Source organism: Vibrio misgurnus, assembly GCF_029635775.1.
Classification (GTDB): domain Bacteria; phylum Pseudomonadota; class Gammaproteobacteria; order Enterobacterales; family Vibrionaceae; genus Vibrio; species Vibrio chanodichtyis.
On the sequence record NZ_CP113241.1, the window covers coordinates 182515 to 194345 of the forward strand.

Annotated in this window: 12 protein-coding genes and 1 pseudogene; 4 read left to right on the plus strand and 9 right to left on the minus strand. The window is 50.1% G+C overall.

Going from position 1 to position 11831, the window contains the following annotated elements:
- Positions 1 to 28: 28 nt before the first annotated feature.
- Positions 29 to 162, minus strand: a pseudogene (locus tag OOK74_RS00845) (phosphoribosylamine--glycine ligase); the annotation flags it as partial.
- 32 nt (positions 163 to 194) lie between these two features.
- On the opposite strand from OOK74_RS00845, the gene zntR reads away from it, so the two are divergent.
- Positions 195 to 593 carry a Zn(2+)-responsive transcriptional regulator gene (gene zntR, locus OOK74_RS00850; RefSeq protein ID WP_278182935.1) on the plus strand — a complete coding sequence of 133 codons (399 nt, stop codon included), beginning with the start codon at positions 195 to 197 and terminating at the stop codon, positions 591 to 593.
- A gap of 158 nt (positions 594 to 751) precedes the next feature.
- Here the strand turns inward: zntR and OOK74_RS00855 are convergent, their stop codons facing one another.
- Both OOK74_RS00855 and OOK74_RS00860 read right to left on the minus strand, forming a co-directional pair.
- Positions 752 to 1357 carry a bifunctional 4-hydroxy-2-oxoglutarate aldolase/2-dehydro-3-deoxy-phosphogluconate aldolase gene (locus OOK74_RS00855; protein ID WP_166013849.1) on the minus strand — a complete coding sequence of 202 codons (606 nt, stop codon included), beginning with the start codon at positions 1355 to 1357 and terminating at the stop codon, positions 752 to 754.
- A gap of 12 nt (positions 1358 to 1369) precedes the next feature.
- Positions 1370 to 2746 carry a GntP family permease gene (locus tag OOK74_RS00860; protein ID WP_166013848.1) on the minus strand — a complete coding sequence of 459 codons (1377 nt, stop codon included), beginning with the start codon at positions 2744 to 2746 and terminating at the stop codon, positions 1370 to 1372.
- 154 nt (positions 2747 to 2900) lie between these two features.
- On the opposite strand from OOK74_RS00860, the gene OOK74_RS00865 reads away from it, so the two are divergent.
- Both OOK74_RS00865 and edd read left to right on the plus strand, forming a co-directional pair.
- Entirely contained in the window at positions 2901 to 3416 is a 516-nt protein-coding gene (locus tag OOK74_RS00865) for a gluconokinase (protein WP_166013847.1), read from the plus strand.
- Positions 3413 to 5209: a phosphogluconate dehydratase gene (gene edd / locus OOK74_RS00870; RefSeq protein WP_278182936.1), complete on the plus strand. Its 1797-nt coding sequence runs from the start codon at positions 3413 to 3415 to the stop codon at positions 5207 to 5209. The genes OOK74_RS00865 and edd overlap by 4 nt, the downstream gene beginning before the upstream one ends.
- 121 nt (positions 5210 to 5330) lie before the next feature.
- On the opposite strand, the gene OOK74_RS00875 is transcribed toward edd, so the two are convergent.
- From OOK74_RS00875 to OOK74_RS00885, 3 genes are all read right to left on the minus strand, one after another.
- Complete coding sequence (locus OOK74_RS00875) at positions 5331 to 6329, minus strand: substrate-binding domain-containing protein (protein ID WP_278182937.1); 999 nt, start codon at positions 6327 to 6329, stop codon at positions 5331 to 5333.
- A 112-nt stretch (positions 6330 to 6441) separates the two neighbouring features.
- Positions 6442 to 7680 (minus strand): mechanosensitive ion channel family protein, encoded by a 1239-nt coding sequence (locus OOK74_RS00880; RefSeq protein WP_278182938.1) that lies wholly within the window; start codon positions 7678 to 7680, stop codon positions 6442 to 6444.
- Between the two features lie 78 nt (positions 7681 to 7758).
- Positions 7759 to 8682 (minus strand): D-2-hydroxyacid dehydrogenase, encoded by a 924-nt coding sequence (locus tag OOK74_RS00885; protein WP_278182939.1) that lies wholly within the window; start codon positions 8680 to 8682, stop codon positions 7759 to 7761.
- 73 nt (positions 8683 to 8755) lie between these two features.
- Here OOK74_RS00885 and OOK74_RS00890 point away from each other — a divergent pair, with 73 nt between their 5' ends.
- Positions 8756 to 9343, plus strand: coding sequence for a YjaG family protein (locus OOK74_RS00890; RefSeq protein WP_274723241.1), 588 nt, complete (start codon positions 8756 to 8758; stop codon positions 9341 to 9343).
- A gap of 105 nt (positions 9344 to 9448) precedes the next feature.
- Here the strand turns inward: OOK74_RS00890 and fis are convergent, their stop codons facing one another.
- From fis to prmA, 3 genes are all read right to left on the minus strand, one after another.
- Entirely contained in the window at positions 9449 to 9745 is a 297-nt protein-coding gene (gene fis, locus OOK74_RS00895; RefSeq protein ID WP_000462885.1) for a DNA-binding transcriptional regulator Fis, read from the minus strand.
- A 23-nt stretch (positions 9746 to 9768) separates the two neighbouring features.
- Entirely contained in the window at positions 9769 to 10737 is a 969-nt protein-coding gene (dusB, locus tag OOK74_RS00900; RefSeq protein ID WP_278182940.1) for a tRNA dihydrouridine synthase DusB, read from the minus strand.
- Positions 10738 to 10876: 139 nt separating this feature from the next.
- Positions 10877 to 11764 (minus strand): 50S ribosomal protein L11 methyltransferase, encoded by an 888-nt coding sequence (gene prmA / locus OOK74_RS00905; RefSeq protein WP_278182941.1) that lies wholly within the window; start codon positions 11762 to 11764, stop codon positions 10877 to 10879.
- Positions 11765 to 11831 lie beyond the last annotated feature (67 nt).

The following is an 11831-nucleotide window of genomic DNA, read 5'->3' on the forward strand; positions in this document are numbered from 1 at the left end:
CGCACTTCAACACCATGCTCAGCACAATCAACAGAGCCGTTTGGGAAAAGACCTTAGCTGCCTGATTTGGATGGCGCGTATTCTAACCAATCTATTACAAAAGATCTCGCGCAATCGTTTGGCATGGGAAAAATAATCGCTAAAAAACGCTTTTTCAAGCATAAATTTTAACGAAACGGTAAATAGGAGCAGTTATGTTTCAGATTGGAGAGTTAGCCAAACGCAGTGGGGTTTCCAGCGATACGCTGCGTTTCTATGAGAAAAATGCACTACTGGTGCCTGTCGCGCGCAGTGACGCGGGCTACCGAATGTATGATCAGTCGAGCTTGGTTCAGGTGAATTTTATCTTAAAAGCCAAACAATTAGGCTTAAGCTTGGAAGAGATCAAAGAGCTGCTGGACATTCGTCTCGAAGCCACCGCACATAGCTGTGCTGAGGTCAAAGCGATCACCAGCGCTAAGCTCGCGCTCATTGACCATAAAATTGCCGAGTTAACCCACATTCGCAACGCACTCAAGCGCATCAATGATGCTTGCTGCGGACATCTGGAAGACAACGCCAGTCACTGCTCCATTTTAGCCGCGTTGGAATAAGTTGTTGTATTGCAAAGCTTGAATTGAACGGTGATTTATCACTGGTTGATGTGGTTTTTAATGTCGCCAAGCGGGGGCATTAGCGTACATCAACCCCAAAATACCAAACCAAAAAGACCAAGCTTGGCGGCTTGGTCTTTTGTCGTTATGCGGGGAGCTTATACGTTACGGACTAATTCCGCGATCGCATCCCAATTGCCTTGATCCATCAGATCGGTAGGCACCATCCAGGTACCACCACAGGCGATCACCGATTTAAGCGCCAGATAGTCTGGGGCGTTGGTCGGGTTGATACCGCCAGTTGGCATAAAGCTAATCGGGTACACCGCACACAGCGCTTTGAGCATCGGTAGGCCACCTGAAGGTTCAGCAGGGAAGAACTTCAAGGTACGTAGACCCATTTCCATCGCTTGTTCAACTAGGCTTGGGTTGTTGACGCCTGGGATGATCGGGATGTTGCGCTGCTGACAATATTTCACTGTGGTTGGGTTAAAACCTGGGCTAACAATGAAATCGGCACCAGCGGCGATCGCTTGATCCACTTGGGCGCTGGTGAGCACGGTACCGGCACCAATCAACAGCTCTGGATACGCATCACGCATGATGCGTATCGATTCGGCTGCGGCTGGAGTGCGGAAAGTCACTTCTGCGCAAGGCAAGCCATTTTCTACCAGCACTTTAGCCAGCGGCAGTGCGTGGGCGACATCATTAATCGCAATCACAGGGACGATTTTGATCGCTCGTAAGCGTTGTTCAATGGTCATAAGTCCATACCTCTACAGAATAAAGCTGAGTGTTGCCACAATCAGGAAGGCGATACCGCCCAATAGGGTTTCCATCACAGTCCACGTTTTCAGAGTGGTTTTTTCATCCATCTCCATCAAACGTGATACCAGCCAGAAACCAGAATCGTTAAAGTGGGAAAGCACAGTAGCACCGCCGGCAATCGAAATCACGATAAAGCACAGGTCAAACTCCGATAAACCGGTGGTCGCAGCGACGGTCGGTGCAATCAATGCTGCGGTGGTGGTGAGGGCGACTGTGGCTGAGCCTTGCGCCACTCGCAAACAGGTGGAAATCACAAACGCGGCAATTACAATCGGCATTCCGGTGTCAGACAGCACGCCCGCCAGTGCGTGGCCAATGCCGCTGGCGCGTAATACGCCACCAAACATACCGCCCGCGCCGGTGACTAAGATCACTGCACAGATTGGTGCCAATGAATCACCACACAGTTTTTCTAGGCGTGCCATGCCGTAATCTTTGGCAAAGGCGGCCAAACAGACCAGTAGGGTGATCAGCAAGGCGACCGGCGTTTTACCCAGCATGCGCAGCAATTCGACCAGTGGCGTTTTGCCATCAATCACACCCGCTACCGCTAAGGTGTTTAAACCGGTATCCATGAAAATCAGCAGCACGGGTAGAACCAAAATGATCATGACCGTAGCAAATTTTGGCAGTTTTGCTTCATCGATGATCGCATCGGTATTGAAGAATGCTTTTGAGAGCGGAATATCGAATTTTTTGCCCGCGTACAGGCCAAATAGGTAAGCGCCGAAGTACCAAGTTGGGATGGCAACCAAGATCCCGACAATCAGCAATAAACCGATGTTGGCGCCAAGCAGTTCAGCCGCAGCCACTGGGCCTGGGTGAGGTGGCACAAACGCGTGCATTACCGCAAAGGCACCCGCAGAAGGCAGTGCGTATTTGAGTGGTGAGCCACCAAAGCGTTTCGCGACACTGAAGATGATCGGCATCATCACAATCAGGCCGGCATCAAAGAAGATCGGAAAGCCAAACAGCAGTGAGGCGACACCGAGTGCAAACGGTGCGCGCTGCTCACCGAAGCGACCAATTAAAGTGTCGGCCAGCACTTTCGCGCCGCCAGTCACTTCTAAGACTTTGCCAATCATTGCGCCAAGGCCGACTAGGAGTGCGACCGAGGCCAGCGTGCCGCCAAAGCCGCTCATCATGGTCGGAACCACTTGATCGGAGGCCACGCCAGTGGCAATGGCGGTGCCTAAACTGACTAAGGTCAGCGCGGCAAACGCGTGGATTTTAAAGCGAATGATCAGCAGTAATAGGGCAATAATTGCCACTACGGCTACTGAGAGTAGGTAAGTCGGATCAGAGGTTTGTAGTAGGGGGTTCATAAGTTCACCGTCCAGATTTTATAGTTTGTGTTATAGCTCACATTTAGTAAAGTTACCGGTAACATGTTACCCATAACATGAATAAGATAAACCCATATTTTGAAGTGAATTTTAAAAATGCGATCACGCGCAAGTTTGGTATTAAGGAGTCGTTATGGCTGGTAGTAGCATCATTGTGATGGGGGTTTGTGCTTGCGGTAAAAGCACTATTGGTGAGTTATTGGCAAGGCAGACCGGGCGCAAATTTATTGATGGGGATGATTTGCATCCCCGCGCCAATATTCAAAAAATGGCGTCTGGCCAGCCGTTAAACGATCACGATCGCACGCCTTGGTTAGAGCGGATCCGCGATGCCGCTTATAGCTTAGAGAGCAAAAATGAGCACGGGGTGATTGTGTGCTCGGCGCTGAAAAAGCAGTACCGTGATCAGATCCGTGAAGGCAACCAAAACGTGACCTTCCTGTTTTTAGACGGATCAAAGGATTTGATCATGGAACGCATGCGCGCTCGTCAAGGCCATTTCATGAAAGAGAATATGGTCAATAGCCAGTTTGAAGCGTTAGAGCGTCCCGATGGTGAGCCGCAAACCCTGATCATCCCGATTGATTGCTCGGTGGAGCAAGTGGTGAGCTGTGCGATTCAAGCGCTGCAAGAGCAGGAGGGGTTATGATCCATCCAATTTTAGCCAAGGTAACCGACAATCTGATTGAACGTAGTCGTGAAGCGCGCGCAGCATTTATTGCGCGCAGTCAAGCGCAGCAACAAGCGGGCAAAGGCCGTGCGGCACTCTCTTGCGGTAACTTAGCCCATGCGGTTGCCGCATCTTGCAGTACCGAAAAGAACACCATTTTGGATTTTACCCGCAGCAATGTAGCGATCATTACTGCATACAACGACATGTTAAGCGCACACCAGCCTTATCAAGCCTATCCAGATCGCATCAAAACGGTGCTGGCGCAGTTGGGTCACTCAGCTCAAGTTGCGGGTGGCGTGCCAGCAATGTGCGATGGGGTGACGCAAGGCCAGCCTGGTATGGATATGTCGCTATTTTCAAGAGATTTGATTGCACAAGCGACTGCATTATCACTTAGCCATAATGTGTTTGATGCCACTTTGCTGCTCGGGATCTGTGACAAAATTGCTCCAGGGCAACTGATGGGCGCGCTCTCTTACGCGCATTTGCCCACCGCCTTTATGCCAGCGGGTTTAATGGCCACCGGGATCAGCAATGATGAGAAAGTGGAAGTGCGCCAGAAATATGTGGCCGGTCAAGTCGGTAAAGAGGCGCTGCTGGCGATGGAGTGTCAGGCTTACCATGCGCCGGGCACCTGCACGTTTTATGGCACAGCCAATACCAACCAACTGGTGTTTGAAGCGATGGGGCTGATGCTGCCAGGCTCGGCGTTTGTGCATCCACACAGCGAGCTGCGCCAAGCACTCAATGATGATGCAACGCTTAAAATTGCCAGCATGACTCAAGGCTCGGCGAACTATCGCCCACTGTATCAAGTGGTGACCGAAAAAAGTCTGCTTAACGGGATTGTTGCGCTGTTGGCCTCGGGCGGCAGTACCAATCACTCGATCCATATGCTCGCGGTCGCGCGTGCGGCGGGGATTTTGCTGACTTGGCAAGACATTAGCGATCTGTCGGATGTGGTTCCGTTACTGGCCAAGGTCTACCCTAATGGTCCAGCGGATATGAACGCGTTCCAACAAGCGGGTGGTGTACCAGCCTTAATGCAGCGTTTGCATGAGGCCAAACTACTGCATGCCGATGTAACTCCAGTGTTTGGTGAGTTTAGCGATCAACTGAGCTTGCCTGAGTTGATGGATGGTGAGCTGCGTTGGGTGGCGTGCCAAGGCACGCGCGATGCGCAAGTGATTGCGGCACCGGATCAAGCTTTCCAAGCCACTGGTGGCACCAAAGTGCTGAATGGAAATTTAGGTCGTGCGGTGATCAAAGTGTCTGCGGTAAAGGCGGATCAGCAAGTGATTGAAGCGCCTGCAGTGGTGTTCCAGTGTCAACACCAAGTGGAAGCGGCTTACCAACGTGGTGAACTGAACCAAGATTGCATCGTGGTGGTGACTCATAATGGTCCAGCGGCCAATGGTATGCCAGAGCTGCACAAGTTGATGCCGATTTTAGGTAATGTGCAAAAAGCGGGTTTTAAAGTCGCGTTAGTGACCGATGGTCGTCTATCGGGCGCTTCGGGCAAGATCCCATCGGCGATCCATGTGTCACCGGAAGCGGTCCGTGGTGGCGCGATTGGTTTGGTTCGCACCGGTGATCGACTGCGGCTTGATTGCACTACTGGCACGCTGGAAAACTTAACCGAGATAAGTCAACGCCAGCCGCTCAGTTTAGATACTGAGCGCGATCAGCAGATGTGGGGGCGTGAGTTGTTTAAAGTGATGCGTCAGGCCGTCTCTTCGGCTGAGCAAGGGGCGAGTTTTATTGTTTAACCTTATATTGTCGAAGATGGTCAGATAGCACAGACAAAAAAGGCGGTATCACCGCCTTTTTTGATCTCTCTTCATCATTTAACGTCTGAACACTGAATATCGGATCACTGAACGCTAGGCGTTACACACTGCCACCTTGTGTAAAACGATAGCCCATATCCACCACTTTATTGGCTTGGCGTTGGCCTTTAAGCGCGGCAATTAGCAGCTCGGCACTTTTCTCGCCAATCGCATAGCGTGGCGTATCCACACTGATTAGCTTGGGGCTGATGGCTCGGCCGATATCTAGCGCATTGTAACCCACGACCGCCAGTTGCTGCGGAACGCAAATCCCACGTTGCTGGGCGACCAGTAAAGTACCAATTGCGATATCATCGTTGGTGCAAAAAACTCCATCCAGATCAGGATAACGAGCTAAAGCCTCATCAAGTAACTGTGCCGCGAGTGAGAAACTGGAATGCGAGCCAGTCAGGACGTGTTTAATGCTCAAGCCCGCTTCTTGCATCGCACGATCATAGCCCTGCATACGTAGCTTGGTACGGGTATCAAGCCGTGCTCCGAAATAAGCAATCGAGCGTTTACCGGTAGCGATGATTTTTTTCACTGCCTGATAGGAGGCTTCCACGTGATCCATACCGACCGCCATATCAATCGGCTGACTTGGCAGCTCCATGGTTTCTACCACCGGTAAGCCCGAGTTGGCGATCATCTGTAACGTGCGTGGGGTGTGATGGCTTTCGGTCAAGATCAGCCCATCAACCTGATAGGCAAGTAAAAACGCTACTTTGCGCTCTTCTTCTTGCTCATCATAGCCAAAGTGGGCGAGTAGGGTCTCATAGCCATGGGCTTTGGTGACCGCTTCAATCCCTTGCACAAAAGAGGCAAAAATTTGGTTGGACAGCGAAGGCAGCAAGATTCCAATCGTGTTGCTCGATGCTTTCGAGAGCATGGCGGGGGCACGGTTTTCTATATAACCTAGGGCTTCCACCGCCAGCGCAATTTTCTCTCGCGTGGCAGCGGCAACCGAGTCTGGATTACGCAGATAGCGCGACACGGTCATTTTGGTTACGCCAACTTGATCGGCCACATCTTGCAAGGTTGCCCGCTGTTTTTTTGTCATAGGTGCTTGAGTATTTTATAAAATGTTATGAGTAACATTATGACCAAGTGCCTAAAGTTGCACAACCGCCACGTTGAGTTGGCTTCGCTTTCGTGCCCCCTACTATGGGGGATTAATTTCTCAGCGCCCGAAAATCATTGCCGGTTGGTGCTTGTGATACGCAGAGGCCAAATTCAGGCAGCACGGCAAAAATATGATCAAAAATATCGGACTGAATACGCTCATATTCCACCCAAACCGTGGTGTTGGTAAAACAGTACACTTCCAGTGAAATACCATCATGAGTGGGGGCTAATTGACGTACCATCAACGTCATATCTTGATGAATATATGGATGATTGCGCAGATAGCGTTCTAGATAAGCGCGAAAACTGCCGATGTTGGTCAGACGTCGGCCATTGATCCGACAGGCTAAATCCCACGGTTTTTGCTGATTGTAGTGGCTGATCTCTTGCTCTTTTTCGCTCAAGTAAGGTTCGAGCAGTTGGGCTTTTTTCAGCGCCTGTTTCTCCTCTTCCTGCAAAAAATGCACGCTGGTGGCATCGATCAACATACTGCGTTTGATGCGTCGACCACCGGATTCTTGCATGCCTTTCCAGTTTTTAAACGAATCGGAAATCAATGCGTAGCTTGGAATGGTGGTAATGGTTTTATCCCAGTTTTGTACTTTGACTGTGGTCAGGCTGATATCAATCACTGCACCATCAGCGCCGTATTTGGGCATTTCTAACCAATCACCGACCGAGAGCATTCTATTAGCCGAAAGCTGTACGCCGGCCACCAATCCCAAGATCGGATCTTTAAACACCAACATGACTACCGCAGTCATTGCGCCTAAGCCGCTGAGCAGGATCACTGGAGATTTACCAATCAAAATAGAAGTAAAAAACAGCGCAGCGATAATAAACACGATCAGTTTGATACTTTGTAAAATACCGCGGGTGGGCAGATTTTTTCCCACTTGGGTGCGGCTGATCAGGATCTCCAGCACATTGAGCAAGGAATACATTGCCAACATGCCAAATGCCACAATCCATAACGAGGTGACGGTGTGCAGCACATCGTAAGTCAAAGTATCCGGGCGCAGCCACAACTCGGTTTGGACGGCGATGACGATGCCTTGGATCAGTAGCGCAAAACGGCTAAACAGGTGCTCTTTAAATAACGCATGGCGCCAAACGCTCTGCTCATGGTGAGCATAGCGTTTGAGCCACAGCAGCACCCCGCGATGTAACACCAAGTGGATGGCAATCGAAATCGCAGCGATCAATCCTAGCGCTTCAGCCAGTTGGATCACGCGTTCAAGCTCAATATCGTACTGCTGTAACCATAGGGTCAATGTGTCAAGCATGGCTTACTCCTTAATCAATCTGCCGCTCATAGTATCTTAAGCGCAGATCGCTTGCCACGCTAAGCCCGCGAGAGAGTTTTAATAGCCTTTGGCAAAATCAATCGTGTTGCGTAGTGGGCGCTGCTCTCGCCAGCGCTGATAATTATCAGCAAAGATATCGATCACTTGCTCAGGAAAACTGACTGCCGCAATGTGCGGTGTCACCGTGATGGCGGGATGCTGCCAAAAGGGGTGTTCAGTGGCGAGAGGCTCGTGCTCAAAAACATCTAAAAAGGCGTGGCGGATGTGTCCTGCCGCCAACAAGGCGGGCAGATCCTGCTCAACTAAGGTCGCTCCTCGTCCGACGTTAAACAGCAGTGCCTGATGACAGTGGCGTAAGCTGGCGTGATTGAGCAATCCGGCCGTTGCCAACGTATTGGGTAAGGTATTGACCAGCAAATCGGCGCGCGCGAGTGCCAATGACAGTTCGCTGATTGGGTAAGTGACATCGAAATCGCCTTCGCAGCTAGGCACACCAGTGCGGTTGACACCAATTACGCGCAGCCCAAACAGTTTGGCCACTTTGGCTAAATGGCTACCAATTGAGCCAGTACCAAGGATCACCATGGTTTGATTGGCCAGTGATGCGTAAGGGTGCGGCTGCCAGCATCGTTGTAACTGTTGGCGATGGTAGATGGCAAAATCCCGTTGCTGCTGCAGAGCGTAACCTATTACATACTCTGCGATTAACTGGCCAAAGATGCCTTTGATATTGGTCAGTTGATAGTCTTGTCGCAGCTGCGGTTTGATTAATGTATCGACGCCGGCATAGGCCGATTGCAGCCATTGCAAGCGCGGGAAATCATCAAGGCAGCGTGCTGCGAGCGGTGGCGCGGCGAGTAAAATTGTGGCTTGAGTTCGATCATCGGTCAACCTGAGCTCAGGCAGTTGGCGTTGCTTGAGTAGCTCGCGGTAGTGTTGATCATGTTCGGTAAGAATGTAGAGATAGTGGAAATTGTTCATAGGCGCGTCTTTTTTCCCTTATGGTTATCCAGTACACTTCCGCTGTCTTTTTCCGCAACGATTTGAAGTGACTATGTTACAAAATCCTTTACAACTTCGTCTTGAGAAGTTTGAACCTTGGCAACAGATTACCTTTATGGCCTGTTTGTGTGAACGTATGTATCCTAATTTCGCGATGTTCTGTCAGCACACACAGTTTGCTGAGGCACGTATTTATCGTGACATTCTCGACAGTGTATGGGAGTTGATGACGGTAAAAAATGCCAAAGTTAACTTTGAGCATCAGCTTGAGAAGCTTGAAGAGCTGATCCCGACCTCGGATGCGTTTGATCTATATGCGGTGTATCCGGCAATTGACGCCTGTGAAGGGTTGGCCACTTTGCTGCACGGCTTGCTTGATCGTGATGATTTGGCGCAATCGATGCTTAAAGTGAGTCAGATTTCGGTACAAACCGTAGCTCAGCTTGAAGAAGCGCAAACCGGAGAAGCGATCACCAACCACAACCAGAAAGATAACCAAGCGGTCTGTGCCGAGTGGGATGTCCAGTGGGCGATTTTCCGTCCGCTCCGTGAAGCGGTCGAGCGCGATATTGAGCTGATTAAAGATCTGCGCAAAGAGCTGCGCGAAGAAGCAGTCAGCAATATTGGAGTCGGAGTGTAAATCACTCAGCGCGTCAGCCTCTGCTCAGCAAGGCTGCTTGGATATAAAAAAACCGCCTCAAATCAATTGAAGCGGTTTATAAAATAAGGCGTTAACTAATGTAAATTAGTTCATGCCGTATTTTTTCAGTTTCTTACGAAGAGTACCGCGGTTGATACCCATCATGGTTGCTGCGCGAGTTTGGTTGCCGCGCGTGTATTGCATGATGGTGTCCAGAAGTGGTTGCTCAACTTCAGCTAGAACTAATTCATACAGTTCAGTCACTTCTTGACCATTCAGTTGTGCCAAGTAGTTTTTAAGAGACGCTTTAACAGAGTCGCGCAGTGGCTTTTGCGTGATTTGGTCTTGTGAAGTCACGGTAGTAACGGTTAAAGCTTCTGAAGTCAGATTTTGTTCGAACATATTCGGTCTAGCTCTTCTCTTAATTATGATGCAACGTTATCAAAATACCCTTCGAGCACATCAAGTTGCTGCTCTGCAGTCTCAATGGCATTGAAGGTACGGCGAAACGCACTCGCTTGTTCATGCTGTTGCAGGTACCAGCTCACGTGTTTGCGTGCAATCCGTGGGCCTAAATACGCTCCATAAAATTGATGGAGTGCGTTGACATGACCAAGCATGATGTCTTTCACTTCCGTTAACGGAAGCTCTGGCATTGTGGTGCCGTGTTCCAAATAGTGTTGGATTTCCTGAAAAATCCATGGTCGTCCTTGGGCTGGACGGCCAATCATTAAAGCGTCGGCACCGGTGTACTCCAGTACATAGCGAGCTTTTTCCGGGCTATCGATATCACCGTTCGCGATAACCGGAATGCTCACCGCCGCTTTGACCGCTTTAATGCTGTCGTATTCCGCCTCACCTTTGTACATGCAGGCACGAGTTCGCCCATGGAGCGCCAGTGCTTGGATGCCGCAGTCTTCGGCTAATTGAGCGATTGAGAGACAGTTCTTGTTGTCTGTATCCCAACCAGTGCGGGTTTTGAGTGTTACAGGAACATTCACCGCATTGACTACTGTTTTCAGGATATTTTCAATCACATCCGGATAGCGTAGCAGTGCAGACCCCGCGAGTTTTTTATTTACTTTTTTGGCTGGGCAGCCCATGTTGATATCGATGATTTGCGCACCGTTTTCAACGCTGAACTGTGCAGCATCAGCCATCAGCTGTGGATCGCAGCCAGCAATTTGTACTGAGCGAATGCCCGATTCGCCTTGGTGTACCATGCGGTTTTGCGATTTGGCCGTTTTCCACAGTGCAGGATTAGAGGACATCATTTCGCTGACCGCCATTCCTGCTCCGTAACGTAAACACAGCTCTCGAAATGGTCTGTCGGTGACACCCGCCATTGGGGCGACGATCAGATTGTTCTTAAGTTGATAGTTTCCGATTTTCAAAACGTCTTCACAGCTTCGTACTAGCAAGGGCGCGCATTTTACGCATTTTTTTGATATCTGAAAAGACTAATATTTGAGCATTGGCGATTTGTTTTGCTAAATAGCCGATTTATCAGTCAATTAGACTACAAAGTCTTGTCTAGCCTAGCTTGCGACCAGAAATACGGCACCATTCGCTTTTTTCGGCGATCGGGTCAAGTGCGACATCAGCGCGATAGAATTCTGCTACGCTTTCGGCTTGGGTATCTAAGATACCGGACATCGCCAGTTGGCCGCCGGGTTTGAGTAGTCCTTTGATAATCGGGGAAAGCTCACGCAGTGGGCCGGCCAAAATGTTAGCCACTACCACATCGGCCATTAAGCCTTCTGGTTGGTCTTTTGGTAGGTAAACTTCGATTTGATCTTCGACGCCATTACGCGCGGCGTTATCTTTCGAAGCCAGTAAGGCTTGTGGATCGATATCAATCCCGATCACTTTTGCTGCGCCAAGTTTGATCGCAGCAATCGCGAGGATGCCGGAGCCACAACCAAAGTCGATCACGGTTTTGCCACTCAGATCGAGATGATCCAGCCACTCTAAGCACAATGCGGTGGTAGGGTGGGTGCCAGTACCAAACGCTAAGCCAGGATCAAGCATCACGTTGACCGCTTGAGGATCGGGCACTTCACGCCAGCTTGGACAGATCCAAAGGCGACGGCCAAATTGCATTGGATGGAAGTTGTCCATCCACTCGCGTTCCCAGTCCTTGTCTTCCACTTGTTCGACTTTGTAAGCAAAATCTTGCGCCAGCATGTTGCTGGTTTTGATTTGTTCAAGGATCAGCGAGGTATCCATATCCGCTTCATACAGAGCGACCACATCGGTATCGCCCCATAGGCGGGTTTCGCCTGGTAACGGTTCAAAGACCGGCGTATCTTTGGCATCGAGGAAAGTGACTGACACGGCACCGGTTTGTTCCATCAGCATATCGCCAATCGCTTCGGCGTTGTCGTTGGTCGCATTGAGTTTAATTTGAATCCAAGGCATGGCTTAAGATCTCATCGGGTTTAGATTGGCGCAGAGTGTAGCAGATTTGCCACTGATGTTCAGGCCA